This is a genomic window from Spirillospora sp. NPDC000708 (genome assembly GCF_040299565.1).
Taxonomy (GTDB): Bacteria; Actinomycetota; Actinomycetes; order Streptosporangiales; family Streptosporangiaceae; genus Spirillospora.
In genome coordinates this window covers 22,528-48,664 of the sequence record NZ_JBEPCJ010000084.1, presented here as the reverse complement: position 1 = coordinate 48,664, position 26,137 = coordinate 22,528, and the positions used below count along the sequence as shown (strand labels likewise).

Genomic DNA, 26,137 nt, shown 5'->3' with positions numbered 1-26,137 from the left:
GTTGGGGCGGGCCGGCGGCGGGGCGGCGCCGCCCCCCCACCCCCACAGCGCCCCCCCCCCCCACTGCTCGGGGCGCTTTTCTCCTACGGCGCCGCCCCGGGCGGCCATCTACGCGGCGCCGGGGCCCCCGGCCCGCGGGCGCGGGGCGAGTGCTCTGGCCTGGGAAGGCGGCGGCGGGAGGTAGTTTCGGGGCGAGGACGGCGGCCGGGCGCGGTGCCCGGCCGGAGGCCGACGGCGGGAGCGCATGAGCGAGAACCGGCGGGTGCTCGTCGTGGACGACGAGGCCAACATCCGCGACCTCATCGAGGTCGCGCTGCGCTTCCACGGCTTCACCACCGTCACGGCGGCGTCCGGGGAGGACGCGCTGCGCGCGGCGGCCGGCGAGCGGCCCGACCTCGTCCTGCTGGACGTCATGCTCCCCGACCTCGACGGGTTCGAGGTGTGCCGGCGGCTCCGCGCGGGCGGCGACCAGGTCCCGGTGATCTTCCTGACCGCGCGGGACACCCCGTCCGACACCGTCACCGGGCTCACCCTCGGCGGCGACGACTACGTCACCAAGCCGTTCTCGATCGAGGCGCTCATCGCCCGGGTGCGGGCCGTGCTGCGGCGGGCCGCGCCGCCCGCCGGCGCGGTGCTGCGCGTCGCCGACCTGGAGCTCGACGAGGGGCAGTGGACGGTCCGCCGCGGCGGCGTCGAGGTCGACCTGTCCCCGACGGAGTTCCGGCTGCTCGCGCACCTGATGCGCAACGCCGGGATGGTGCTGTCGCGCGCCCAGCTGCTGGAGGGCGTCTGGGGCTGGGACCACGGCAACCCGCAGGTCGTCGAGACCTATATCAGCTACCTGCGGCGCAAGCTCGACCCGCTGGGCACGCCGCTGATCCACACCCAGCGCGGGGTGGGGTACGCGCTGCGGCCATGACGCTCAACGCCCGGCTGCTCGCCGGCCTGCTCGCCGTCACCCTCGCCGGACTGACGATCATGGGGCTGGTCAGCGCGCTCGTGCTGCACGGGTACCTGATGCACCGGGTGGACGGGCAGCTCCAGGCGACCCGCGACCGGGCGGTCGCCCGGCTGGTCCGGCCGGGGCTGCCCGAGCAGGGCGTGGCGCCGGCCCGGTTCGTGGTGCTGGCGGTCGGGCCGAACGGGCGGGTCCGGGTGCTCAGCGGGGACGCGCCCGCGCCGGACCACGCGGTCGGCGAGGTCGAGCGCCTCGGCACCGCCGGCCTCGCCGCCCGCGCGCGGTCGCTCGAACCGTTCTCCCTGCCGGGGCTGCGCGCCGTCGCCCGCCCCTGGCGCAACGGCACCGTCGTCGTCGCCTCCCCGCTGGACGAGATCCACTCGGCCGTCCGGAACCTGGTCCTCACCGAGGCCGCCACCGGCGCGCTGCTGCTCGCGCTGCTCGCCCTGCTCGGCCGGTGGCTGATCCACCGCGGGCTGCTGCCGCTGGACCGGATGGCCGCCACCGCGCAGGCGATCACCGCGGGCGGCGACCTCGGCGCCCGCATGCCCGGCCCCGGCCACCGCACCGAGACCGCCCGGCTCGCGACCGCCATCAACGTCATGCTCGACCGGATCGAGCAGGCGTTCTGGGCCCGCAGCCGCTCCGAGGCCCGCGTCCGCGCGTTCGCCGCCGACGCCTCGCACGAGCTGCGCACCCCGCTGACCACCATCCAGGGCTACGCCGAGCTGTACCGGCACGGCGCCCTCGGCCCGGACGAGCTGCCCGACGCGATGCGCCGCATCGAGGACGAGGCCGGCCGGATGAACCGGCTGGTCACCGACCTGCTCGACCTCGCCCGCCTGGACCGGGAGGCCGCCGTCCGGCCCGCCCCGACCGACCTCGTCGCGCTGGCCAGGGACGCGGTGGCGGACGCGACCGCCGCCGCGCCCGGCCATCCCGTCCGGCTCGACGCGCCCGGCGAGCTCGTCGCGGACGTCGACGAGGCGCGCATCCGGCAGGTCTTCGCGAACCTCCTCGCCAACGTCGCCGCGCACACTCCGCCGGGGACGCCCGCGACGATCCGGCTCGCGCCCGGCGTCATCGAGGTCTCCGACGAGGGCCCCGGGATGGCGCCCGAGGACGCGGCCCGCGCGTTCGAGCGCTTCCACCGCGCCGAGCAGGGCAGCACCGGCACCGGCCTGGGCCTGCCCATCGTCGCCGCCATCGCCGCCGCCCACGGCGGGCGCGCCGAGCTCCGCTCCCGCCCGTCGGGCGGGACGACCGTCCGCGTCACCCTTCCCGAGGCGCCCCCGCCCGCCGGCTGACCGGCGGCCCGTCAGGTGACCGGCGACTCCCACGCCGCCTTCCAGGTGGCCGGGCCGACGATCCCGTCCACGCCGAGGCCCTTCTCGGCCTGGAACGACCGGCACACCGCCTCCGAGGCCGGGCCGTACGCGCCGTCCGCCGTGATGGACCACCCGCGCGCCTTCATCCGCGCCTGCCACGTCCGCACGTCGTCGCCGCGCATGACGGGCGGCTGCGTGAGGTACCGGCCGGGCCACGCGGGGGCGTGCGGCGCGGACGTGCCGCCCGCCTTCCACTGCCCGTAGTCGTCGTGGACGGCCCGGTCATAGTCGACCCCCACGCCGTTGATCCGGTGGTCGTTCGAGTACTGCTGGAGCTGCGCCCGCGAGTCCCAGTTGCCGCCCGACCACGCGTACGTCTGCCACCCGAACGTGATCTTCTTGGCGTCGAAAGCCCGCTTGACCGGCCAGTATCCGCCGTAGAGCCCCACCCGACCGCGCCCGAGGACGGACGCCGCGCCGTCCGCGTACGCGTTGATCGCCGCCTGCTGCTCCGGCGTCGCGTCGAAGTCGACCGCGAAGTAGATCGGCCGGTCCGCGGGCATCCCGCAGGCCCTCGCCTGGGCCGCGGCGTCCCGCGCGTCCGCGGCGCCGCCGTCCCGCCCCGACAGCGCCCGCGACGCCGTGCTCTCCCACACGACGACCAGCCACAGGCCGGCCGCCGACAGCTCGCGCGCCTCGGCGGCCGTCAGGTTCTTGCCGGTCGTGTCGTGCGAGAGGTAGCGGCAGACGAACTTCGCCCCCGCATCGCGCAGCGCGGACGCACCCGGGCGTCCCCACGCGTAGTCGACACCGAACACGCTCATCCCGCCGTTCCCTTCCCCGGGGTCAGTCGAAGGCAGGCAACACCCCCCGAACCGCCACGACCACCGATGTTCCGCGATGTTCAACGCATGGCCGTCCGAACGCCGCATCGGGCGGCGGGGCTCCGTCATCTTCCGGCGATTCTTTGGTGAAGCGACGTCCAACAGGACAGTGACCTGAGACACATGCGGAGTTATGATCGCCTCGAGGCCAGCGACACTACGGGTCTCCGCAGTTACTGGGCGCATCTGACGCGCGTCCAACCTCGCGCCAGATGCACGGCATGACGGTGAGGTCGGACCAGCATGCGGCATGGCGAGTCCCTGTCCCGCCGATGCGGCCTTTCCGAACGTCTGTTCCCGCGTTCCCTCGTCCATCCCCGCCTGCTCCCGAGCAAGCCGCGACGTGGGGACTCCAACGAGGAGGCAACATGACCTACGTCGAGCAAGAGTCCACTCCTCAAACCCCGCCCTCGGCCGCCGACCCCGCCCCGCTCGGGCTGGCCGCCTTCGCCCTCACCACGTTCCTTCTCTCCGCCAAGAACGCCCAGTGGACGGACGGCACCGACGCCTGGCTCGGCTACGCGCTCGGCTACGGCGGCCTCGTCCAGCTCCTGGCCGGCATGTGGGAGTTCCGCAACCGCAACGTGTTCGGCGCGACCGCCTTCTCCTCGTACGGCGGCTTCTGGATCGGCCTCGGCCTCTACATCCTGCTCGTCGCCAAGGAGGGCAACGCCGACCAGGTCGCCAACGACCTCGGCTGGATCCTGCTGGCCTTCGCCATCTTCAACACGTACATGCTCCTGTGGAGCACGCAGGTGAACCTCGCCGTCTTCGGCGTCTTCCTCGCCCTGGAGATCACCGAGATCATCCTGTTCATCGGGAACTTCTCCACCAGCGAGACGACGATCAAGATCGGCGGCTACTTCGGGGTGATCACCGCCCTGGTCGCCTGGTACACCTCCGCCGCGGGCGTCATCAACGGCATGCTCGGCCGCACGACGCTCTTCGTCGGCAAGCCGATGCTCAACCTGACGCCGACGCCGACGCAGCCCCCCGCCCAGCCCTGACCCGTCCGGCCTCCGAGGCCCCTCGCGCACTCCGCGAGGGGCCTCGTCCGTGTCCGCCTCGCCCGTGTCCGCCTCGCCCGTGTCCGCCTCGTCAGCCGTCCGCCGGGCCGAGCAGGTCCCAGCGGTTCCCGGCGATGTCGAGGAACACCGCGACCCGCCCGTACGGCTCGTCGCGGGGCGCGGTGACGAACTCGACGCCCGCGCCCGCCATCCGCGCGTACGCGGCGTCGAAGTCGTCGACGCGCAGGAAGAAGCCCACGCGCCCGGCGACCTGGTCCCCGACGGCGCCGGCCTGGCGCGGGCCGTCCGCGCGGGCGAGCAGCACACCGGTCTCCGCCCCCGGCGGCCGGACGACCACCCACCGCTTCGGACGGCCGTCGTTGGTCAGCGAGGGCGAGTCCTCGACCAGGTCGAACCCGAGCGCCCCGGTGAAGTACGCGATGGCCCGGTCGTAGTCGTCGACGACGATGGTGATCAGTTCGAGTCGCACGCCCGCCAGTCTCAGCCGTCGGCGAAGGCGGCGTCCATCCCCGCGGCCTGCTCGGCCTCGGTCGTGCGCATCCGGAACAGCCGGTCGATGACCTTGCCGATGGCGAAGGTGACGAGGAAGGCGTAGCAGCCGACGGCGGCCACGGCGACGGCCTGCTTGCCCAGCACCGAGGCGGATCCCCCGTAGAACAGTCCCGCCGCGCCGCGGTCCCAGCCGGTGGCCAGGAAGCCGAGGGACAGCACCCCGACGGCCCCGCCGGCACCGTGGATCCCGGTGACGTCCAGGGTGTCGTCGTACCCGGCGACCAGCTTCAGCTCCACCGCGTAGGTGCACACGACGGCCGCGACGACGCCGATGAGGAACGCGCCCTCGACGCTGACGAAGGCGCACGACGGGGTGATGGCGACCAGCCCGGCGAGCGCGCCGCTGGTGGAGCCGAGCCTGGTGAGCCGCCGGAACCGGAGCCATTCCACCAGCCGCCAGGTCAGCATCCCGGCGGAGCCCGCGATCATCGTGCTGACGAACGCCCGGGTCGCGAGCGCGCCGTCGGCGAGCGCGGAGCCCGCGTTGAAGCCGAACCAGCCGAACCACAGCAGCCCGAGACCGAGCAGCACGAACGGGATGTTGCCCGGCCGGGGGCCCTCCCGGCGCCGGAAGGCGACGCCCGGCCCGAGCACGAGCGCCATCGCGAGCCCCGAGATGCCGGAGTTCAGCTCGACAACGAGCCCTCCGGCGAAGTCCATGACGCCCCACTTGCTCAGCCAGCCGGACCCGGCGAACACCCAGTGGGCGACGGGGATGTAGACGAGCGTCACCCACACCACGACGAACAGCATCCACGGCCCGAACCGGGCGCGGCCCGCGATCGAGCCGCTGATGAGCGCGACGGTGATGATGGCGAAGGTCAGCTGGAAGCAGGCGTAGATCTGCTCCGGGATCCGGCCCTGCAGCGCCGTCGGCGCGATGTGGCCGAGCCGCCAGTCGCCCCAGCCGATGAGCCCGGCGCCGCCCGCGTCCTTGCCGAACGTCAGCCCGTACCCGTACAGGAACCACAGGACCGTGACGAGGCTGATGCTGATGAAGCTCATGTACAGCATCGTCAGCATGTTCTTCGAGCGGACCATGCCGCCGTAGAAATAGGCGAGCCCGGGGGTCATCAGCAGCACCATCGCCGTGCTCACCATGAGCCAGGCGGAATCACCGGTATTGAGGCCCGTCGACATATTCGAACCAATCGGTCGATTCACCTGGGCGGAGCGCGGCGCCCCGGCTCCTACCGATGGTTCGCCATTCGCGTGGCGGCGCAAACCACGCCTTCCATACCTTGACCGGTGATTGGTGAACGCCGATCTCGACGGCACCGGGACGCCGAAGCCACGGTGACGCGGCAGGCACGGTGACGCGGGAGGCGCCGGGACGCGGGAGGCGCGGTGACGCCGAAGGCGCGGTCAGCCGGGGACGCGCCCGAAGATCCGGCTGCCCGGGGCGGCGGGGTCGTCCCCGGCCCAGAACTCGTACCAGTGGGCGGCGAACTCCGCCCGGGAGATCGCGCCGTCGCCGTCCGAGTCCAGCAGCGCGAAGGCGTCGCCGGCGTCGGCGCGGCCGCCGCTCCACGCCTCGATCATCCGCCGGTACTCGGCCGGGGAGACGCGGCCGTCGCCGTCCTCGTCCACCGCCTCGAACATCGCGTCGGCGGTCGCGGTGACCGCGCCCGGCATGCCGTCGAGCAGGTCGACGACGGTCAGGACGTCGTCGATCGTGACCGCGCCGGCCGTCCGGGAGTGCGCGGCCAGGGTGTCCCACCAGCCGCGCATGACTGCGAGGAGCCGCTCCTCGTCGCCCGCGGCCCGGACCGCCGCCCACCGGCGGGCGAGGTCGTCGAAGTCGGCCTGCCGGAGGGCGCCGTCCCCGTCGCCGTCCATGGCGTCGAAGACCAGCCGGACCTTGTCTCGCTGAAAGGAGCTCGCCACGCTCCCGTCGTCCCCGTTCCCTCGCCGGGGAACACCGCCCTCACGGCCCCCTTGTCGTCACAGCGCGGTGACGAACCGCTGGCCCGGAGTGACGATCACGGCCGCCCCCGTCAGAGAGACGGGCCGGAGCCGTCGTCGTTCAGCCATTCCCAGGCGATGCGCACGGCCTCGAGCGCGAAGCGCCCGAGGGCGGCGAAGGCCGCGACCTGCCGCCAGTTCCAGCGACGGTGATGCTTCCCCATCCCGATCACCTTCCCTCTCCCGCCCGTTGACACTGCGTCCGTCCACCACCACTCTCCGCAAGGAGAGCATACCCCGAACCATGCGGCAGATATCGAACACAAGTTCGAAGTCAGCTAAAATCAGGCACCCGCGCCCTCAGGCCCCGCGACGCCGAGCGCCCGGCACACCCGAGCGCTCCGGACGGCCCCGGACGACCCCGCCGACCACCGGGCGCCGGGCGAGGCGGCCGGGCGTCGTCTCACGGCGCGACCGGGCCGCCATAGGAATCTCCTATAGCCTCCGCTGTCTTTTCGTCTTTGCCTCTCGTCCTTTTCCGGCCGTACCGTGAAACGGCTCGACGAGGCGAGGTGCTCACCGCGATTCCTTCGACAATTCGCGGACCCGTGCACGTCGCTTCTTCTTCCGTCGAGCGAGCCAAAACGCTATCGAGAGGACCATTGGCATGACCACGATGGAGAACGAAGCGGGAACGCGGGAACTCGTGGGAAAGCGGGCCCTGGTCACGGGCGGCTCCCGCGGGATCGGCGCGGCCGTCGTGCGCCGGTTCCTGGACGCGGGCGCCGAGGTGCTCACGACCGCGAGGTCGGCGACGGCCACGGTGCCGGACGGGGCCGCCTTCGTGGCGGCCGACGTGCGGACGAAGGCCGGAGCGGAGGCGGTCGCCGAGGCCGCGCGGGAAAGGCTCGGCGGGGTGGACGTCCTGGTCCACAACGCGGGCGGGGCGCAGCCGTTCAAGGACGCCGCGGCCATTCCCGACGAGGAGTGGCGGGAGGCGCTGGAGTTGAACTACCTCGCGTCGGTGCGGCTGGACGCGCTGCTGGTCCCGGGGATGCGGGAACGGCGTTCGGGGGCGGTCGTGCACGTCTCCTCGGCCGCCGTCCTCACCCCGATGGGGCCGTTCCTGCACTACACGGCGGCGAAGGCGGCGCTGGAGAACTACAGCCGGGGGCTGGCCCTGGAGCTGGCCCCGTTCGGGATCCGGGTCAACACCGTGAGTCCCGGCAGGGTCGCCACTCCCGGCGGCGAGGCGACGCGGGAGCAGTGGGCGCGCCTGGACGTCGGGCCGGGCGCCACCGCCGCCACCCCGCTCGGGCGCGACGGCGAGCCCGACGACATCGCCCAGGCGGTGCTGTTCCTCGTGTCCGGCCGGGCGAGCTGGCTGACCGGGAGCAACCTCTTCGTGGACGGCGGCGAGTTCCCCCGGGGGTGACGCCGGAGGCCGGCCCGTCAGGGCACCGGCGAGAAGGAGGCGGACGCCGACCAGGTCTCCTGCCGCAAGAGGTCGAGCAGGGCCGTCTCCGCCGGGCCCGCGTCCTGCCGGACGACGGCGATGACGGGCTGGGTGACGGCCGGGGACACCGGGCGGGCGAGGTGCTCGTGCCCCTGCGGGACCGCGGAGGCGGGGACGAGCGTCACCCCCAGCCCGTGCGCGGCCCAGCGCACGGCGGTCGCCGTCTGGGACGCGCGGGCGGCAGTGGCCGGGGACAGGTCGCTGCGGCGCAGCACGTCCAGCAGCACGGCGTCGAGCGCGCTGTCGCGGTCGAACCGCACCCACGGCTCCCCCTCCAGGTCGCGCAGCTCGACCCGGTCGGCGGCGAGGCGGGGGTGCCCGGCGCCCAGTACCACGACGAACTCCTCGCCGCCGAGGCGGTGGGCGTGGTCGGGGCTCTGGTCGCACGCCGCCATCAGGGCGAGGTCCAGCACGCCCCGGCGGCACAGCCGGTCCAGTTCGGCGGAGCTCGGCTCCTCGAAGACGGTGACCTCCAGCCGGGGGAAGCGGCGGCGCAGCGCGCCCAGCGCGCCCGGCAGCTGCCGCGTCCCGAAGCCCATCTGCGCCGCGACCACCAGCTCGCCGGCGAGCTCTCCGGCACCGGCCTGCGCCGTCGCCCTCGCCCGCCGCGCGGCGGTCACCGCGACCTCCGCCTCCCGGAGGAACGCGCGGCCGACGACGGTGGGCACCAGTCCGGTCGGCGTGCGGGCGAACAGCTTCACGCCGAGTTCCCGCTCCAGGCCGCGGATCTGCTGGGACACCGATGGTTGAGCGACGTGCAGCAGCTCCGCGGCCGCCGTCACCGAGCCCTCCTCGGCGACGGCCAGGGCGTACTCGTACTGGCGAAGGCTCATCGGCTCCCGTTCCCTCCCCTGCGGTGGACCGCGGTCCGGCCGGCCGTCATCGCGGTAATCACCATTACACCGGGGGAGCGGCGCGTTTTATTCCGGCCCGCCGGTCGCGCCGAGGCCCGCGACCGCGGGACGGGCGGCGAGCAGCCGGCGCAGCGCGGTCGGCGTGCGGCCGAGGTGCTCGCGGACGGTGCGGGCCAGGTGCGCCTGGTCGGCGAACCCGAGATCGGCGGCCAGGTCGGCGAGGCGGGCTTCGCCCTGCGCCAGCCGGTCCATGGCCCGGCCGACCCGGACCCGGTTGCGGTAGCGGGTCAGCGACACCCCCATGTCCCGCGAGAACGCCCGGCTCAGCCGGTACGGCGAGACGTCCAGGAGCCGGGCGAGCGGGCACAGCCCCGCCGCCTCCGGCGCCCCCGCGATGATCGCCTCCCTGGCCGCCGCGACCAGCGTCCGGTCGGCGGGCCCCGGCCGCTCGGCCGGCCGTCCCACGGCCGCCGCGACGAGGCGGAGCAGCTCCTCCACCAGGGCATAGTCGACGTCGCCGCCCTCTGCGGCGGCGAGCAGGCGGCGGTGGGCGAGATCGACGCGCGCGTCCACGTAGACCGTCGCCCCGTGCCCCGCCGGCCCGTCCGTGAGCTCCTCTGCGAGCCACGGCGTGAAGCTCACCGAGGTGCAGGCGTCGCCGCCGGCCGGGTGCGCGAACCGTTCCTCCGCGCCCGGTGCGCCCAGGTACCCGACCGTCGGGTCCAGGTCGGCGGCGGCGCCGTCGGCCCACCTGCGGAACCGGCCCCGCCGGACGAGCACCATCCGGTGGTCCCGGTGCGCCTCCGGCTCGGACCACCGGACGTGGTCGGAGCGGCAGTCCACCGAGGTCACGGCGAACTGCGGCCGGGCGGCGAGGGTCACGGCTGACAGCACACCGCGGACGCTACGCCGCCGGTACGACGGAACGGCCCGCAAGGATCTTCAAGACCCGGCGGCGCCCCGGGACGGATGCTGGGCGGGCAAGGCGACGACACCAAGGAGCCATCGATATGACCGCCCGCACGGAACTCACCACGATCATCCTCGACTGCGCCGACCCCAAGGCGCTCGCCGAGTTCTACCGGCACCTGACCGGCTGGGAGATCACCCAGAGCGACGGCGACAGCGCCTACCTGGGCGACGGCCCCGTCCAGCTGGCCTTCCAGCGCGTCGACGGCTACAAGGGCCCCGGCTGGCCCGCCGACGGCAAGCACGCGCACCTGGACTTCAAGGTCGACGACGTCGACGAGGCGGTCCGGCGGTTCGAGGCGCTGGGCGCGGCCAAGCCCGAGTTCCAGCCGGGCGCGGGCGGGTGGACCGTCCTGACCGACCCCGAAGGCCACCCGTTCTGCATCATGTCCTGAACCGGAGCGGCACGGCCGTGCGGCATCCCGGACGCCGCACGGCCCGGCCGGCCGTCCGCCGCGACGTGCGGGAACCCCTCATCGCCCCGTCGCGTCGGACGCGGCGCGGAGGCGGTCGGCCAAGACGGCGATCCGCTCGACCAGTTCCGGCGGTTCGTGCACCTCGAACCCGATGTCCATCAGGGCGACCCACACGACGATCTCGTCCAGGTCGTTCGCCCCGCACAGCAGGGTGCAGGTGTCCGCGTCGACGGGCTCCACCGTCCCCATCGTCGGCGGCATGTGCCCGGTCACGACCTCCGCCGGGGCGTGCATGGTGAAGCGCGCCCGGTGGCGGTACGGAGCGCTGGAGATCGCCCGGGACAGGTAGGAGGCGAGGTCCTCGTCGGGCGGGTCCCGGGGGACGAAGCGCGGCCCGTTCGGCGTCCGCAGGCGCAGCCGGTCGACCCGGTACGTCCGCCAGTCCTCCTTGCCGACGTCCCAGCCCACGAGATACCACCGGCGTCCCGAATGCACGAGCCGATGGGGCTCGGCCGAACGGCTGCTCTCCCGGCCCTCGTGCGTCCGGTAGTCGAACCGCAGCACCTCATGGTCGCGGCAGGCGGCGGCGATGGCGGTCAGCACCTCCGGGGCCACCGGCGCCGCCGCACCCGTCATGGGCACCGTCATCGACTGGAGCGCGTGCACGCGGTGCCGGAGCCGCGACGGCAGCACCCGTTCGAGCTTCGCGAGCGCCCGGACGGACGTCTCCTCGATCCCGGAAACCGTGCCCCCGGCGGCCGTCCGCAGCCCCACCGCGACCGCGACCGCCTCGTCATCGTCGAGCAGCAGCGGCGGCAGGTCGGACCCGGCGCCCAGCCGGTAGCCCGGCGCGCCCGGCACGGCGTGCACCGGATAGCCCAGCGCCCGCAGCCGCTCCACGTCCCGCCGGACGGTCCGCATCGTGACGCCGAGCCGCTCCGCCAGCTCCGCGCCGGACCACTCGCGGTGGGTCTGCAGAAGCGACAGCAGCTTGAGAAGTCGCGCCGAGGTCTCCGCCATGTCCCCAATCCTGCGGCAACCTAGGACCGAACCCGTCCTAAGCGGTTCCTAGCGTTCAGGGCATGGCGAAGATCAACCCGTTCCGCATCGACATCCCGCAGGCCGACCTGGACGACCTCCACGACCGCCTGGCCCGCACCCGCTGGCCCGACGACCTGCCCGGCGTCGGCTGGTCGTACGGCGTCCCGACCGCCTACGCCCGGGAGCTGGCCGAGTACTGGCGCACCGGCTACGACTGGCGGAGGCACGAGGCGGCGCTCAACGAGCACCCCCAGTTCACCACCGAGATCGACGGCCAGAACATCCACTTCCTGCACGTCCGCTCCCCCGAGCCGGACGCGCTCCCGCTCGTCCTCACGCACGGCTGGCCCGGGTCGGTCGCCGAGTTCATGACGGTCATCGGCCCGCTCACCGACCCCCGCGCCCACGGCGGCGACCCGGCCGACGCCTTCCACCTGGTGGCGCCCTCGCTCCCCGGCTTCGGGTTCTCCGGCCCCACCCGCGAGGCCGGCTGGAACCTGCGGCGGGTCGCCCGCGCCTGGGCCGAGCTGATGCGCCGCCTCGGCTACGACCGGTACGGCGCCCAGGGCGGCGACACCGGCTCGCTGGTCTCCCCCGAACTCGGCCGCGTCGCGCCGGAGAACGTCGTCGGCGTGCACGTCAACGGCTCCCTCGGCTTCCCGACCTTCGCGCCCGGCGAGACGGAGGGCCTCACCGAGGCGGAGCTTGCCCGGCTGGCCGTCTACACCGACCAGGACCGCTCGGGCTACGCCATGATCCAGTCCACCCGCCCGCAGACGCTGGCCTTCGGCCTGCACGACTCGCCCGCCGGGCAGATGGCCTGGATCGTGGAGAAGTTCAAGGAGTGGACCGACCCCGCCCACGACCTCCCCGACCAGGCCGTGGACCGCGACCAGATGCTCACCGACGTCACCCTCTACTGGCTCACCGGCACCGCCGGGTCGTCCGCCCGCCTCTACAAGGAGGGCGCGACCGACTGGGGGCAGCCCGTCGGGAAGTCCGACGTCCCGACCAGCGTGGCGGTCTTCCCCGGCGATGCCGGGATCCGCCGCGTCGCCGAACGCGAGCACAACGTGGTCCATTGGTCGGAGTTCGACCGGGGCGGCCACTTCGCCGCCATGGAGGCGCCGGACCTGCTGGTCGACGACGTCCGCGCGTTCTTCCGGCTCGTCCGCTGAGGCGCGCCCCCTGCCGGAGGCGGAGAGCCCGTGCCACGGCCGCACATCTGCTACAAGTGTAGTTCAAAGCGGTGTCCCGGGGAGGCACGGGACGCGCGGCGTGGCGATCGTGGAGCGGAGGCGTCGGACCGTGGCGGTGTCGATGGTCAAGGGGCAGCGGATCTCGCTGGAGAAGTCCGGGGGCGCGCTGACCCTGGTCCGGATGGGCCTGGGATGGGACGCGGTCAAGAAGAAGGGGCTGTTCGGGGCCCGCCCGTACCGGCAGGGCGGCGGCTGGAAGATGAACGCCATCGGCGAACCGGGCCAGGGCCGGACGCTGCACGACCTGCTGCCCGCCATCGCCGCGCACGCGTAGCGGCAGGTCCTCGGACCGCCGGTAACGGCAGGTCGTCGGACCGCCGGTAACGGCAGGTCCCCGGTCCGTGATCTCGGTTATCAGTACGCTTGTAGTAACCGAGGGGTGAGTGACGTGTCGCGTAAGGCGCTCGGGCAGTTGGAGGCGGAGGTCCTGGCGGCGCTCGCGGGACGGGGCGGTGAGGCCGGGACGGCCGAGCTGCTCCCGCACCTGGACGCCGACCTGGCGTACACGACCGTCAACACGGTGCTGTTCCGGCTGTACGAGAAGGAGCTCGTCACGCGTGTCCGCGTGGGCCGCCATTACCGGTACCGGCTGGCGGTGGACGAGTCGGAGCTGGTCGCCGGGCGCATGCGCGACCACCTGCGGCACGCCAGCGACCCGGGCGGCGTGCTGAGCCGGTTCGTCCGCACGCTCACCGCCGCCGAGGAGCGGAAACTGCGCGAGATCCTCGGCGGCCTGGACGAGCCCCGGTGAACGTCCTCACGTTCCTGCCCCTCGGCCTGATGGCCACGCTGAGCGTGGTCCTCGGTCTCGCCCGGTTACCCGTCCATCCGGTGTGGACGGCGCGGCTGCTCGCCACCACCGGCGCGATGACCGCCGTCGCCGCCCTCGGGACCGGGGTCTTCGTCGCCGTCAACTACGGGGCGTCGCTGGCGCCCGGAGCCGCCGCGCACCTGCCGGAGTGGGCGCTGTTCGGCGACGACCGTCCGGTGCCGGGCGCGGTCGGGATCCCGGTGTCCACGCTGACGCTCGCCGGGCTGCTCGCCGTGGTCCGGGCCGGCGCCCGGTGGACGCGCGAGCTGCGCGCCGCCGGCGACGACGCCCGGCGCCCGCTGGAGACGCCGCTTCCGATCGCGGTCGCCGTCCCGGGGCGGCGCGGCGGGGTGCTGGTCTCCCGCGGCCTGCTGCGCGACCTGACGTCCGAGGAGCTGCGGGTGGTGTTCGAGCACGAGGGCTCGCACCTGCGCCATCGCCATCACCGCCACCTGGCGGCCGGGACGGTCGCCGCGACGCTGCTGCCGTTCCTGCGGCCGCTGGAGGCCCGGCTCCGGCTCGCCGTCGAGCGCTGGGCGGACGAGGACGCCGCCGAGGCCGTCGGCGACCGCGCCCTGGTCGCCCGCACGATCGCCCGGGTCGCGCTCGCCCACCGTCCGGCGGCGGGTCCGGCGGCGGGGTTCGCCGATTCCGGGGTCGTGCAGCGCGTCGAAGCGCTGCTCGGCACCCCGCCCGCCAAGAACACCGTCACCGGGCCTCTGCTGCTGCTGGGCAACGGGTTCGTCACCAGCTCGCTGACGGCGGCCACGCTCCAGCTCGACCATGCCGTCGCGTCCGTCCTCCTTCCCCTGCTCGCGATGTGGTGACGATGATCGTCCGCCTGCGGGAGGGACCGGCGCGACGGCTCGGACACGCCCATGGCCTGGGCGCCTGAGCCGGCGACCCGCAGGGACCTGCTCCTGGCGGCGGCCGTCGTCGCCGGGCAGGTGCTCGTGTGGGCCGCGCTCGACGTGTCGTCGGCCCTCGCGCGGGTCTTCGACCTCGGGTCTCCTGGCTTCACCGACGAGACCGCGAAGACCTCGGCCGCCGTGCTCAGCACGTGCGTCGCCGCCGGTTCGCTCGCCGTCCGCCGGATCGCGCCCGTGTGGGCGCTCGGCTGCGCGCTGGTGGCCGCGCTCCTGGCGGCCGGCGCGGGTGGAACCGCCGTGGTGTGGCCGTTCGCCCTGGTCATCGCCCTGTACTCGCTGGCCGTGCACCGCACGGCGGGGCTCGCCGCCGCCGGGGCCGCCGCGACCTCGCTGGCCGTGGCCGTGGCGACCGCCGTCGCGGGCGCGGCACCCCGAACAGCGGCGGGGGCGGGGCTCCTGGCGGCGGGCGGCGCGGCGATGCTCTGGGTCCTCGGGAGATCGCGGCGGCGCAGGCGGGCGGACCGGTCGGCGCTCGCGGCCTACCGCGCCGGAACGTCCGCGCTGCCGCGGTTCGCCGCCGAGGCCGAACGCGAGCGGCTCATGGCCGAACTGCACGACGTGGCGGCGCACCGGCTCACCGGAATCGTGGTGTCGGCCGGCGCCGCGACCCGCCTCGCCGATCGGGACCTGGCGGCCGAGGCCACCCGTCACGCCGCGAGCGCGGCCCGGCAGGCCGTTGCCGAGCTGGACCGCCTCATCGAGGCCGCCGGGACCGTCACCTTCGACGACATCGACGCGCTGGTCTCAGAGCACCCGGCCGTCGACTACCTGCGCACGGCCGCCGACGCGCCGCCGGACGTCGTCGCGGCGGCCCACCGGGTGGTGCGCGAGGCGCTGACGAACGCCGTCAGATACGCCTCGGGCGCGTGCCGCGTCCGGGTCGAGGGAACCGCCGCGAAGCTCACCGTCACGGTCACCGACAGGGGCGGCCCGCCCGCGGCTCCCGGTCTCGGCACGGGACACGGCCTGGCCGGGCTGCGCTCCGCCGTACGCACCCTCGGCGGTTCGCTCTCCGCAGGCCCCGACGGAGGCGGCTGGACGGTACACGCCGAGTTCCCTCTGGCCACACCCACGCCCGTGCCGGAGCACAGGACGGCAAGGTCGCGCGTCTCTGCCCTCGTCGCCGATCCGAACGGCCCGGGCGGCTGGCGGGGGCCGGCCGCGCTGGACGCGGTGCTGGTCGTGCTGGCGTTCGCGCTGTCCCTCGGCGCCGAACTGCCGCCGGGAGACGACCCGGACCCCTTCTCCTCGCCCGTTCTCGGCGCTCCGCTCGCGCTGCTGTTCACCGTGCACGCGTTCCCGCTGTGGTGGCGGAGGCGCGCGCCGCGCGGCGCGCTGACCATCGCCCTCGCGACGCTCCTGGTGTGGCTGGGGCTCGACCTGGCCGGCTGGCCCGGCCCGCCCCTCAGCGACGTGTTCCTCTGGTACTGGTGGGTCGAGCTGGCGCTGGTGTACGCGGTCGCCGCCTTCCCTCCGGGCGGCCGGACGTGGCCCGCGCCCCTCGCCGTCGCGGCCATGGGCGGGGCGGCCCTCGCCAGTGGCGACGGCATCACCGGGAACCGCGTCGCCGCCGGGGCCGTCCTCACCACGGCGCTCGCGATCCCGTGCTTCGCGGCCTGGGCGCTCGGAACGCACACCGCCGCGCGCCGGAGCCGACGGGACGCGGCCGCCGCGAGAGACCGCGACCGGCTCGCCCGGGAGGTCTCCGCGGCCGCCGCGTCCGAGCGCCTGCGGATCGCCGACGGGCTGCGCCGGACCGCGCGGCGGCACGCGCAGAACGTGGCCGACGAAGCCGACGCCGGACGCCTCGACGCCGTTCTCGCCGAGGCCAAGGCGGGGCTGGCCGCGCTCCGCGAACTGCTCGCCGACCTGCGGACGCGGGACGACGGAGGCGACCCGCCGCCGACCGTCGACGGCATCGCCGTCCTGGCGGCCCGGCGCGGCGCCGCCGTCCGGTTCACCGGCGACCGCAGGCCGCTCCCGCCGGCCCTTGAGGTCGCCGCGTACCAGGTCGCGCGGGAGCTGCTGTCCGGCGGAGACGCGATCACGGTCGCGTTCTCCGGCCGGGGCGTCGCGGTGTCCGGGCGGGCGCCCGGCGGCACCGCGGCGGCGCGGCGCCTGCGCGCGCTGACGGACGCCTGCGGCGGTACGCTGGCGCTCACCGACGACGGTGAGGCACGGGGATGGCTGCCGGAGGTGTCCCGCTCTTGATCGGAACGACCGGTGCGGGCCTCACGGCCGCGGCCGGCACGGTGGTCGGTATGGCGGCCGGTACGGCGGCCGGCACGGTGGCCGCATGATCCGCGTGATGATCGCCGACGACCAGGCCGTCGTGCGCGCGGGGATCGCCGCCATGATCGGCGCCGAACCCGACATGACCGTGGTCGCCCAGGCGGGCGACGGCGAGACCGCCGTGGCCCTCGCCGCCTCGCTCCGCCCCGACGTCGCGCTCATGGACGTCCGCATGCCCGGCGCCGGCGGCCTGGCGGCGACCACCCGGATCACCGCCGACGTCCCCGCGACCCGCGTCGTCGTGCTGACCACGTTCGATCTCGACGAGTACGTGTTCGCCGCCCTGCGCGCGGGCGCGGCCGGCTTCCTGCTGAAGGACGCCGACCCGGAGCGGGTGATCGACGCGGTGCGGCTCGCCGCGCGGGGCGACGCGCTGCTCGATCCGGCCGTCACCGGACGGCTGATCGGCCGCTTCGCCGGCGGCCCCGGTCCCGAGGAGGCCGAACGCCTCGCGGCGCTCACCCCCCGCGAGACGGAGGTGCTCCGCCGGGTGGCGCGCGGCCTGACCAACGTGGAGGTGGCCGCCGCGCTCGGCATCAGCCCGGCGACGGTGAAGGACCACGTCGCGGCGGTGCTCGGCAAGCTCGGCGTCCGCGACCGCGTCCAGGCGACGATCTTCGCATACGAGAGCGGCCTCGTCCGCCCCGGCATCCGCTGACGCCCGCGCCCCGGTCGCCATCCGCCGGACGGCGGGGTCCGGGCCCGCCGTAGCGCGGGGATCCGGCCTCCTGGAAATGGGCCGAAGGTCCCACGAGCAGGGCTTTCCTCGCTTCTAGCGTGATCCGCATGCCACGTACCGCCCTGCGCCGGCTGTCCGGCGCCCTCCTGCTCCCCACCGCCGCGGTGGCGGCGCCGCTCGCCGGGATCGCCGGTTTCGTCGGCCTCGCGGCCGTCACCGCCGCCGTCCCGGTCCTCGCGGTCATCGGGCTGCTGGTCGTGGCCGGCGTCGGCGTCCTGCTCGGCCTCCCCGCGTTCGGGCTGCTCGGGGTGCGGCGCAAGCGGGGAGCCGCGCTGCTGCTCGGCGCCGGTCTCGCCGCCGCCGTCGCCGCGGTCGCCTCGATGACCGTCTTCCGGCCCGGTCCCGTCCCCGCGCCCGTCGCGCCTCCCGCGGGCGTCCGGTTCTGGAACCTGCCGACCGGCTCCCGGATCGCCTACGTCCACGCGCCGGCCACCGGCAAGCGCAAGCCGACGCCCGTCGTGTTCCTCCACGGCGGTCCCGGCACCCCCGGCGAGGGCGTACCGGTCGGCGGCGCCGCGCTCGCCGCGGACGGCTTCGACGTGTACGCCTACGACCAGCTCGGCGCCGGACGCTCCACGCGCCTGTCCGACGTCACCGGCTACACGGTGGCGCGCCACGTCGCCGACCTGGACGCGATCCGCAGCGCCATCGGCGCGGACAAGATGATCCTCGTCGGGCAGTCCTGGGGCGGCTCCCTCGCCGCGCAGTACCTCGCCGCCCATCCCGATCACGTCGCCAAGGTGGCCTTCACCTCCCCCGGTGCCCTGTGGCCGCCCGCCCTGCCGGACGGCGACGGCGATCCCTGGACACGGCTCACGCCGTCGCAGAAGAAGCGCTACGACGAGCTGACGTCGTCGCCCCGGCTCCTCGCCGCCGCCCTCCTCCTGGACGTCAACCCCAACGCCGCCCACGCCCTGCTCGGCGACCGCGAGGCGGACGCGCGCTTCCACGAGCTGGGCCTCGCGGCGAAGGACGCCTCGTCCTGCCCCGGCGCGCCCCCGAGAACGCCCCACGGGAACCGCCAGGGCTTCTACGTCAACCAGATCACCAGCCGGGACTTCCGCGACGTCCCGGACCCCCGTCCGGCCCTGCGGCGACTCCACGTCCCGGCCCTGATCATGCGCGGCGAGTGCGACTACGTGAAATGGGCGGCGACCCGCGACTACCGCCAGACCCTGCCCAACTCGACGCTCGTCTTCGTCAAGGGCGCAGGCCACGCCATAGCCGGCAACCAGCCCGCCGCGTACACGGCCTTGCTACGGGCCTTCCTCCTCGGCCACCGCCTCCCCCTCCCCGCCTATACCTCTCCAGCCGAACCCCATTAGGGGCGGTCCTGGGTCCCTTCGTCGCGGAGGATGGCGATGACGGCGCTCCCGTCCACGGATTCCTCCGTCATGAGGAGAGCGACGAGCCGGTCGAGCGCAACGCGGTGCGTGCGCAGTTGCTCTACCGCGCGGGTCTCCGCGTCGCGGAGGAGCCGCGACACCTCCTTGTCGATGAGCCGTTGCGTGGTCGGGGAGTAGGGGGAGGGCGCGGCGGTGACGGTGCTGAGCGCCTCGTGGCCGTCGGTGGCGTAGCCGACCGGTCCGAGGGCGGTGGACAGGCCGAACTCGCGGACCATGCGGGTGGCGACCTGGGTGGCGTCGGCCAGGTCGGCGGCGGAGCCCGTGGACGCCTGGCCGAAGACCAGCAGCTCGGCGGCGCGGCCCGCGAGCCGGATGGTGAGCAGGTCGGTGAGGTAGGAGTGGCTGTAAAGGTGCCGCTCGACCTCCGGCAGCTGCTCGGTGGAGCCGAGGGACATGCCGGCGGGCAGGATGGTCACCTTGGTGAGCGGGTCGGCGTGCTCGCAGAGCGCCGCCAGGAGCGCGTGCCCGGACTCGTGGACGGCGACCGAGCGGCGCTCGTCGGGCAGCAGGGCGTTGGCGGCGTCGCGGCGGCCGAGCATGATGCGGTCGCGGGCGGTGTCGAGGTCCTGCGCGGTGATCGTGACGCGGCCGTCCCGCGCCGCGTTGATGGCGGCCTCGTTGAGGAGGTTGGCCAGGTCGGCGCCGGAGAAGCCGGGCGTGGCGCGGGCCATGCGGTCCAGGTCGGCATCGGTGTCGAGGCGCTTGCCGTGGGCGTGGACGGCGAGGATCTCGGCGCGCTCGGACTGGGTCGGCAGCGGGACGACCACCTGCCGGTCGAACCGGCCGGGACGCAGCAGGGCGGGATCGAGGGTGTCGGGGCGGTTGGTGGCGGCGAGGACCACGATCCCGCTCTCCTGGTCGAAGCCGTCCATCTCGGCGAGGAGCTGGTTGAGGGTCTGCTCGCGCTCCTCGTGCCCGCCGCCGGGCAGCACGCTGCCGCGCTTGCCGCCGATGGCGTCGATCTCGTCGATGAACACGATCGACGGAGCGCGCTTGCGGGCCTCGGTGAACAGGTCGCGGACCCGGGAGGCGCCCACACCGACGAACATCTCGACGAACGACGCCCCGGTCACCGACAGGAACGAGACCTCGGCCTCCCCCGCGACGGCCCGCGCGAGCAGCGTCTTGCCGGTGCCCGGCGGCCCGATCATGATCACGCCGCGCGGCGGCCGCGCGCCCGCCACCGCGTACCGGTCCGGCGCCCGCAGGAAGTCGACCGACTCGCTGATCTCCTGCTTGACGCCCTCGTAGCCGGCGACGTCGGTGAACTTGGTGGTGGGGCGCTCGGCCTCGATGACCCTGGCCTTGGAGCGGCTGAAGGCGCCCAGGCCGCCCGCGCGGCCCCCCATCCTCCGGCTCGCCCACAGCAGGAAGCCGCCGATCAGGACGAGCGGCAGCAGCCAGAGCAGCAGGCCGCCCCACGGGCTGCTCCCCGTCCGGGTCGCGGTGATCCTCACGTGCCGGGCCTGCATCCGCTGCGCCAGGTCCGAGGTGTTCAGCGCGGTCGGGATGCGGGAGGTGAACGCTCGTCCGTCGGTCAGCTTCCCTTCGACGGCGCCCTTGTTGTCGACGCTGACGGTGCGCACCTGGCCGGCGTCGACGCGGGCCGAGAAGTCGGTATAGGACAGGTTCTCGGTCTGCCGCTGCCGTGAGGTCACGAGAGCCGGGGCGAACAGGAAGAGCACCAGAAGGATCGTGACGGCCAGCAGCAGCCACAGGCGCGCCGTGGGCTTCTGCGGCGACGGCTGCTGCTGCGGTGAGCCGGAGTTGGCGGACTTCATCCGGCTCAGGGCGGGACACTGCCGGCCCGGCGTCCCCGGGCAGCGTGACGTCGCAGGTCGGCGGCCATGCCGGGCCGCCGGGTCCACTCCTCTCGATGCTTCCTCATAGCACTAGGGCGACTACCCAAAGTGAGTGCCGTCATCCATCATCCGGCCGGTCAGGCGGCGGTGCCCCGGGAGTCGCCGAGCCTCGCCCGCTGGACGAGCCGCTGGAGGTCCTCGGTCGTGACGATGCCCAGCAGCCGGTGGTCGGCCGCCACCACGGCGAGGAGGCCGCCGGGCATCGGAGTCGCCTTCAGGACGGCCGAGGCGGGCTCCTCCGGGCCGACGACGCGGTCGGGGTCGAGACGCGTCATGTACCGCGCGAGGGCCGTTCCGGCCTCCTCGGACCGCAGCCGGACCAGGCGGGCCGTCGTGACCGCGCCGACCGGGTCTCCGGCGGCGTCCACGACGGGGAAGACCGGCTGGCGGGACGCCTGGACGACGGTCTCGGCGAAGGCCCCGGCGGGCTGCCAGGTCCACCCGTGAGCCGGATGAGGCGTCATGACGTCGGCGATCCGCCGCCCCGCCGCCGCCTCCCGCAGATCGGTCCACCGGTCCTCGACCTTCGCGGCGGCGACGATGAACCAGCCGACCAGCGCCAGCCAGAGCCCGTCGAGCCACGCGCCCGCCAGCAGGGCCAGCAGGCCGCCGCCGATCATGACGAAGCCCAGCACCGTCCCGGCCCGGTCGGCGGTGTGCGCCGCGCTCACCCGGTCGCCGCGGGACCGCCACAGGAACCCGCGCAGGATCCTGCCGCCGTCCAGGGGAGCGGCGGGGAGCAGGTTGAAGACGGCGAGGAGGACGTTCGTCGCGGCGAGCCACCCCAGGCAGGCGACCGCCGTGGCCGGGGCCCCCGCCGCGCCCGCCAGCGCCCAGGCACCGCCGAACGCCAGGGCCAGCGCACCGCTCATCGCCGGCCCCACGGCCGCGATCCGCAGATCGGCGCGGGCCGTCGGCGGCTCCCCCTCGAACCGGGCGACGCCGCCGAGCATCCAGAGCGTGATCGAGACGACCTTCACCCCGAACCGGCGCGCGACCACCGCATGGGCGAACTCGTGAGCCGCCAGGGACGCCAGGAAGAGCACGGCGGTCACCACCGCCGCGGCCCACCGGATCCCGCCGGACACGCCCGGAGAGGACGCGGGCAGGATCGACCGGGCCAGCACGTCGGCGACGAGGACCAGGGCCGCGGCGACCGACCAGTTCACGCCGACCGGGATGCCCATGACGGTGCCCAACCTGAGCGTCTGCCTCATCGAGAACCTCCCGGCGGCGTTCCCGGATCGCGTCCTGACGCTTCCAGTCTCGTCGCCGACCCGCCCTCGGAAACGGGACCTTCGGCCCGAACCGCGGGCGACTCCGGACCTACCGCCCGGCAGGGGGCCGTACGTAGCGCCGGAACGTGATTCCCGACGCGAACGAACGTTGCTCGACCAGGCGCAGCGGCACGTTCTCCCCTACGGGCAGGTACGGCTTGCCGCCCCCGATGATCACGGGGGCCGCGTACACCCAGAACTCGTCGATGAGGTCCAGCAGGGAGACGGCCAGCTCGGGACCGCCGAGCTGGAGGATCCCGTCGATCTCGTCCTTGAGGCGCGTCACCACGGACACGGCGTCCTCGCGCCGGACGAGCGTGACCCCTTCGGGAACGGTCTGGAGGGTGTCGGAGAAGACGTACCGCGGCGTCTCCTTGTAGAGCCGGGCGAACTCCCGTTCGACGGCCGGGGCGCCGTCCTTCCCGAGCTCCTGCGTCCAGGGCGCCTCCATCGCCTCGTACAGCCGCCGCCCGAACAGGAACGCCGAGATCCGGCGCACGTGGTCGCTCGCCGCCTCCTGGAAGTCCTCGTCCGGCTCCATGAAGTCCATGCCGCCGTCGGCGTCCTCGATGTAGCCGTCGATCGAGGTGTTCATCCAGTAGATGACCTTGCCCATGAAGCTCCCTCTCGGTCGTAGCGGTTCCAGTGCAGACCCGAAGCACGACCGAAACTCATCGCGACGGGCCGATGCGCGGAAGCACGCTGATTCCGGGATGGTCGGCGCGGAATCCGGACAGCGTCGCGGGCGTCACCTCGGTATCGACGAGATCGAGCCGATCGAGGTCGTACCGCTCGATCACCGGAACGATCGCATCGCTGACGGGTGTCCCGCGAAGGCTCAGCGACCTGACCTGCGTTACGCCGTCGAGCAGCGTCATCAGGTCCTCGTCGGCGGCGGCGGTGAGGCGGATGGACAGGCTGTCGAGCTTCGCCGGCAGCCTCGCCGATCCGGCGACGTTCGCCGCACTGAGGCTCATCCTGTTCAGAGACGAAGGGAAGGCGCCGTCCAGCCAAAGAGCGTCCTTCGCGCTGAGGTGCACGCTCGCAAGGTCGGGGACGACGTCGGCCAGCACATCCTGGCCCCACGACCGCGGCGGAAGGCCGGAAACCGTCAGATCGGTGAGGGCGCCGAGCCGTCCTCGACCGGCGCCGGCATGGAAGGGACTCGCTTCGCCGAGATGCAGGCGCAAGACCCGCAGCCTTGGGAATCGCAGGAAGGCCGACAAGGCCTCGGCACCGATCGCGCACGCCTGATGCTCGAAGATCTCAACGCGGGTCAGATCCGGCAACGCGGAGAGCAGATCGTCATCGAACTCTCCGGTCGCCAGCGACAACGACCACACCTTGTCGGCGACCGCCGCCAGATGTCCGAGGTCGAAAGTATCCCAGCACTCGAAATGCCGGTGGATGCTGAACGGAGTGCCGTCATGCCGAGGCGGCAGAACCGGACCGAGGACATGAAATGGCGGCGCCCCCTCTTCGGCGTGATAGAGCCGAGAATCGTCACTCGTGAAGCGCCCGCAACACACGACTTCGACGACCGTCGCCGCACCCGTCTCGCCGACCACCGCGATGTTCACCCACTCGGGCACGTGACCGTCGCGCCATAATTCGGCCACGACGGTGTCCGCGTCACATCGGTTCAACTCGGCGGCCCGACGGCGGCTGCCGTCCTCCGGAAACCGCAACTCGCCGGGCTTCGGAGGGTGCCCGTCATAGGACTGGTTGAGCCGTACCCGGAACACCAGCGGCTCTGGCAACTCTTCGGACACCAGCGACTGGGCGAACCGCCACGCCGCCCGAGTCGACGCATCGAACCGTTCGGCGAACACCTCTCGATCCACCTGGCCAACCTACCGTCGCCCAACACCGACCACCCGATCACCGGACGATGGCATTCCGGACGTCGCGCTCATCGGATCCGCTGTTGCCGTAGACGCGGCGGACGATGCGTTCAGCGGCATGGCCGTCATCGAAGGTGCAGAACCGGCGGCGGAACGCGGCGCGCTTGGCGGTCGACGATGCGCTGCCGGGTTCGTCGCCCTTGAAGCACGCGATGAGTTCGTCCTCGGTGCGGGCCACCGGGCCGGGAGGTTCGGCGAGCAGGTCGAAGGTGACGCCCCTCGTGCGGCGGTAGGTCTCCCAGTCCGGTGCGTAGATGACGATGGGCCGGTCGAGGTGGGCGTAGTCGAACATGATGGACGAGTAGTCGGTGATCAGGATGTCGGCCGCCAGGCAGAGATCCTCGACGGCGGAATGGCCGGACACGTCCAGAATCGACGCCGAATCCGCGGAGGGCGCCGGAAGCGGTGTCGATTCGGTGAGGTAGTGGGCGCGGACGAGCAGCACGTATCGCGGGCCGAGCGCCGCCGCCAGAACGGCGGGGTCGAGCGGATACACGAGTTCGTCGAGGTGGTCCCGGTAGGTGGGCGCGTAGAGGACGGCGGTCCGGCCCGCCGCGATGTCGAGTTCCCGGCGGATGCGGTCGATGTCCTGGCCGCTCGCGTGGAAGAGGCGATCGTTGCGCGGATACCCCGTCTCCAGGATTTCGTAGTCACCGGGATAGGCGCGCCGCCATACCTGCGACGACAGCGGATTGGCGGAGACGACGTAGTCCCACCGGCGGCTGTGCTTCCGCAGCCGAGCGAAATTCATGCCGCTCGCGCCGACCGGATAAGGCTCTTGCTCCAACCCCATCTTCTTCAAAGGCGTTCCGTGCAGTGTCTGAATGTGGACGGAGCCGCGGCGCTTGGACATGGCATGCGGGAAGTTGACGTTGTTGACGAAGTACTTCGCGCGCCCCATGACCCGGAAGTAGCGCAGCGAGCCCTCGACGACGTGGTCGACGCCCTCCGGCAACGACCCGGCGGCCTCCGGGCCGACCACCCACACACCGTGGACGTCGGGCGCCAGCTCCCGGGCTCTCTCGTAGATCGCCTTGGGGTTGCAGGCGTAGCCGCGGTACCAGTACGCCGCGTAGACCGCGAGACCGGCGTCCATCGGCAGCCGTTTCTGCAGCTGGTAGTAGGCGAGAGGCACCGCGGCCTTGGCGCGCCTGGCGCCGGTGCGCGCCATGCCGCCCGCCCGGCGTACCGCGCCACGCAGCACGAGCCGCGTCCGATTGAGCGGCCCGAGCCCGCGGAACAGCCAGTACAGGTCGCGTTCGACCAGCCGGAACTTGATCCCGCGCGCCCCCGGCGGATATCGGTATGGGCTCGGACGGTGCGCCCGGAACTCCCGTGACACCCGCCGGAAGAAGCGCCGCCGCGAAGCCGCCGGCACCCGGGACGGGTCCTCGGCGATCGTGGTGTAGTGCCAGATCATCCGGTCGAACATCGCGGCCCGGTGGTCGCCGGCCGAGCCCGGCCGTCCGTCCATGAAGGCGAAGATCTTCCCGTACCCGTCGAAGACCTCGAAGTGCCGGTCGCTGGACGTCGAGGTGATCGCGCCCGTGCGCCGCACGCGGTAGACGTAGCAGACGCGGTCCAGGAGGGAGATGCGTTCGGCGGCCATCAGGATCGGATAGGTGACCGCGACGTCCTCATAGAACCCATCGCCGAATTCCAGGCCGAGGTCCAGCAGGTACTCCCGCCGGATCACCTTGTTCCACGCCGTCATCATCAGCCCGAGCACGGACGGCCGCTCGTCCAAGGTGAAGGACTCCTCCGGCGGCGGCTCGCGGAGCAGCCCGCCCCACGGGTTGGGAGCCAGCCGGCCGGGCGCGATCTCCCGCGCGTGATCGAACACCAGGACGTCCGGCCGGGCACGCTCCAGACGCCGGCGGATGGCGGCCAGCGCGCCGCTGGTCACCCAGTCGTCGCTGTCCACGAACCAGACATAGTCCCCATGAGCGCGGCGGAGGCCGATGTTGCGGGCCTCGCCCAGGCCATGGTTGCGGTCCAGATGCACCACCCGCAGGCGCGGGTCGCGGCGCGCATACTCGTCGAGCATCCGCCCGCAGTCGTCGGGCGACGCGTCGTCGACCGCCACCACCTCCACCCCGGAGGCGGCCTGCTGGAAGAGCGATTCCAGGCACTGAGGAAGGTAATCCCGCACGTTGTACACCGGCAGGACCACGCTGATCGTGACCGCCGCATCCGAAAATGCCATG

25 protein-coding genes are annotated in these 26,137 nt (G+C 73.5%); 12 read left to right on the top strand and 13 right to left on the bottom strand.

The genetic code is table 11. The features are described from left to right. The first annotated feature begins 244 nt into the window (after positions 1-244). Both ABT299_RS40555 and ABT299_RS40550 read left to right on the top strand, forming a co-directional pair. Entirely contained in the window at positions 245-919 is a 675-nt protein-coding gene (locus ABT299_RS40555; RefSeq protein ID WP_387024642.1) for a response regulator transcription factor, read from the top strand. Next, positions 916-2,265, top strand: coding sequence for a sensor histidine kinase (locus ABT299_RS40550; RefSeq protein WP_387024644.1), 1,350 nt, complete (start codon positions 916-918; stop codon positions 2,263-2,265). The genes ABT299_RS40555 and ABT299_RS40550 overlap by 4 nt, the downstream gene beginning before the upstream one ends. A gap of 11 nt (positions 2,266-2,276) precedes the next feature. Here the strand turns inward: ABT299_RS40550 and ABT299_RS40545 are convergent, their stop codons facing one another. Next, positions 2,277-3,110 carry a glycoside hydrolase domain-containing protein gene (locus ABT299_RS40545; protein WP_500254004.1) on the bottom strand — a complete coding sequence of 278 codons (834 nt, stop codon included), beginning with the start codon at positions 3,108-3,110 and terminating at the stop codon, positions 2,277-2,279. A gap of 428 nt (positions 3,111-3,538) precedes the next feature. Between ABT299_RS40545 and ABT299_RS40540 the strand changes: the two genes are divergently transcribed. Beyond that, positions 3,539-4,177, top strand: a complete 639-nt coding sequence (locus ABT299_RS40540; protein WP_190850940.1) for an acetate uptake transporter — start codon at positions 3,539-3,541, stop codon at positions 4,175-4,177. A gap of 91 nt (positions 4,178-4,268) precedes the next feature. Here ABT299_RS40540 and ABT299_RS40535 read toward each other — a convergent pair whose 3' ends face one another. From ABT299_RS40535 to ABT299_RS40520, 4 genes are all read right to left on the bottom strand, one after another. Beyond that, complete coding sequence (locus tag ABT299_RS40535) at positions 4,269-4,667, bottom strand: VOC family protein (protein WP_190850942.1); 399 nt, start codon at positions 4,665-4,667, stop codon at positions 4,269-4,271. A gap of 11 nt (positions 4,668-4,678) precedes the next feature. After that, a complete protein-coding gene (locus tag ABT299_RS40530; protein ID WP_387024649.1) occupies positions 4,679-5,890 on the bottom strand; it encodes an ammonium transporter in 1,212 nt (403 codons plus the stop codon). A gap of 225 nt (positions 5,891-6,115) precedes the next feature. Then, positions 6,116-6,637: an EF-hand domain-containing protein gene (locus ABT299_RS40525; protein WP_347256483.1), complete on the bottom strand. Its 522-nt coding sequence runs from the start codon at positions 6,635-6,637 to the stop codon at positions 6,116-6,118. A 110-nt stretch (positions 6,638-6,747) separates the two neighbouring features. After that, positions 6,748-6,879: a hypothetical protein gene (locus tag ABT299_RS40520; protein ID WP_500254003.1), complete on the bottom strand. Its 132-nt coding sequence runs from the start codon at positions 6,877-6,879 to the stop codon at positions 6,748-6,750. A 443-nt stretch (positions 6,880-7,322) separates the two neighbouring features. Between ABT299_RS40520 and ABT299_RS40515 the strand changes: the two genes are divergently transcribed. After that, positions 7,323-8,090 carry an oxidoreductase gene (locus ABT299_RS40515; RefSeq protein ID WP_500254002.1) on the top strand — a complete coding sequence of 256 codons (768 nt, stop codon included), beginning with the start codon at positions 7,323-7,325 and terminating at the stop codon, positions 8,088-8,090. Between the two features lie 17 nt (positions 8,091-8,107). Here the strand turns inward: ABT299_RS40515 and ABT299_RS40510 are convergent, their stop codons facing one another. Next, positions 8,108-9,004 (bottom strand): LysR family transcriptional regulator, encoded by an 897-nt coding sequence (locus tag ABT299_RS40510; protein ID WP_500254001.1) that lies wholly within the window; start codon positions 9,002-9,004, stop codon positions 8,108-8,110. A gap of 87 nt (positions 9,005-9,091) precedes the next feature. Further along, a complete protein-coding gene (locus ABT299_RS40505) occupies positions 9,092-9,919 on the bottom strand; it encodes a helix-turn-helix domain-containing protein (protein ID WP_500254000.1) in 828 nt (275 codons plus the stop codon). A gap of 116 nt (positions 9,920-10,035) precedes the next feature. Between ABT299_RS40505 and ABT299_RS40500 the strand changes: the two genes are divergently transcribed. Next, positions 10,036-10,389: a VOC family protein gene (locus ABT299_RS40500; RefSeq protein WP_500253999.1), complete on the top strand. Its 354-nt coding sequence runs from the start codon at positions 10,036-10,038 to the stop codon at positions 10,387-10,389. Positions 10,390-10,467: 78 nt separating this feature from the next. Here ABT299_RS40500 and ABT299_RS40495 read toward each other — a convergent pair whose 3' ends face one another. Continuing rightward, positions 10,468-11,430, bottom strand: coding sequence for a helix-turn-helix transcriptional regulator (locus ABT299_RS40495; protein ID WP_500253998.1), 963 nt, complete (start codon positions 11,428-11,430; stop codon positions 10,468-10,470). Positions 11,431-11,492: 62 nt separating this feature from the next. Here ABT299_RS40495 and ABT299_RS40490 point away from each other — a divergent pair, with 62 nt between their 5' ends. From ABT299_RS40490 to ABT299_RS40460, 7 genes are all read left to right on the top strand, one after another. Next, the gene (locus ABT299_RS40490) at positions 11,493-12,629 is read left to right on the top strand and encodes an epoxide hydrolase family protein (RefSeq protein ID WP_500253997.1); all 1,137 of its coding nucleotides are present in this window, start codon (positions 11,493-11,495) and stop codon (positions 12,627-12,629) included. Between the two features lie 100 nt (positions 12,630-12,729). Continuing rightward, positions 12,730-12,984 carry a hypothetical protein gene (locus ABT299_RS40485; RefSeq protein WP_500253996.1) on the top strand — a complete coding sequence of 85 codons (255 nt, stop codon included), beginning with the start codon at positions 12,730-12,732 and terminating at the stop codon, positions 12,982-12,984. A 105-nt stretch (positions 12,985-13,089) separates the two neighbouring features. Further along, a complete protein-coding gene (locus tag ABT299_RS40480; protein ID WP_433145377.1) occupies positions 13,090-13,461 on the top strand; it encodes a BlaI/MecI/CopY family transcriptional regulator in 372 nt (123 codons plus the stop codon). Next, a complete protein-coding gene (locus ABT299_RS40475) occupies positions 13,458-14,348 on the top strand; it encodes a M48 family metalloprotease (RefSeq protein WP_500253995.1) in 891 nt (296 codons plus the stop codon). The genes ABT299_RS40480 and ABT299_RS40475 overlap by 4 nt, the downstream gene beginning before the upstream one ends. Positions 14,349-14,399: 51 nt before the next feature. Continuing rightward, positions 14,400-16,661, top strand: a complete 2,262-nt coding sequence (locus ABT299_RS40470; protein WP_500253994.1) for a DUF7134 domain-containing protein — start codon at positions 14,400-14,402, stop codon at positions 16,659-16,661. 85 nt (positions 16,662-16,746) lie between these two features. Next, the gene (locus ABT299_RS40465) at positions 16,747-17,400 is read left to right on the top strand and encodes a response regulator (protein ID WP_500253993.1); all 654 of its coding nucleotides are present in this window, start codon (positions 16,747-16,749) and stop codon (positions 17,398-17,400) included. A gap of 128 nt (positions 17,401-17,528) precedes the next feature. Then, on the top strand, positions 17,529-18,806 hold the full coding sequence (locus ABT299_RS40460) for an alpha/beta hydrolase (RefSeq protein ID WP_500253992.1): 1,278 nt from the start codon (positions 17,529-17,531) through the stop codon (positions 18,804-18,806). Here the strand turns inward: ABT299_RS40460 and ftsH are convergent. The 5 genes from ftsH to ABT299_RS40435 all read right to left on the bottom strand — a co-directional run bounded on the left by ftsH (position 18,803) and on the right by ABT299_RS40435 (position 26,136). Continuing rightward, positions 18,803-20,668, bottom strand: a complete 1,866-nt coding sequence (ftsH, locus tag ABT299_RS40455) for an ATP-dependent zinc metalloprotease FtsH (protein WP_500253991.1) — start codon at positions 20,666-20,668, stop codon at positions 18,803-18,805. The genes ABT299_RS40460 and ftsH overlap by 4 nt on opposite strands. A 158-nt stretch (positions 20,669-20,826) precedes the next feature. Beyond that, positions 20,827-21,966, bottom strand: a complete 1,140-nt coding sequence (locus tag ABT299_RS40450) for a site-2 protease family protein (protein WP_500253990.1) — start codon at positions 21,964-21,966, stop codon at positions 20,827-20,829. Between the two features lie 109 nt (positions 21,967-22,075). Beyond that, on the bottom strand, positions 22,076-22,642 hold the full coding sequence (locus tag ABT299_RS40445) for a dihydrofolate reductase family protein (protein ID WP_190850972.1): 567 nt from the start codon (positions 22,640-22,642) through the stop codon (positions 22,076-22,078). Between the two features lie 55 nt (positions 22,643-22,697). Further along, positions 22,698-23,870: a hypothetical protein gene (locus tag ABT299_RS40440; protein ID WP_500253989.1), complete on the bottom strand. Its 1,173-nt coding sequence runs from the start codon at positions 23,868-23,870 to the stop codon at positions 22,698-22,700. Between the two features lie 37 nt (positions 23,871-23,907). Then, entirely contained in the window at positions 23,908-26,136 is a 2,229-nt protein-coding gene (locus ABT299_RS40435) for a bifunctional glycosyltransferase/CDP-glycerol:glycerophosphate glycerophosphotransferase (RefSeq protein ID WP_500253988.1), read from the bottom strand. Position 26,137: the final 1 nt, after the last annotated feature.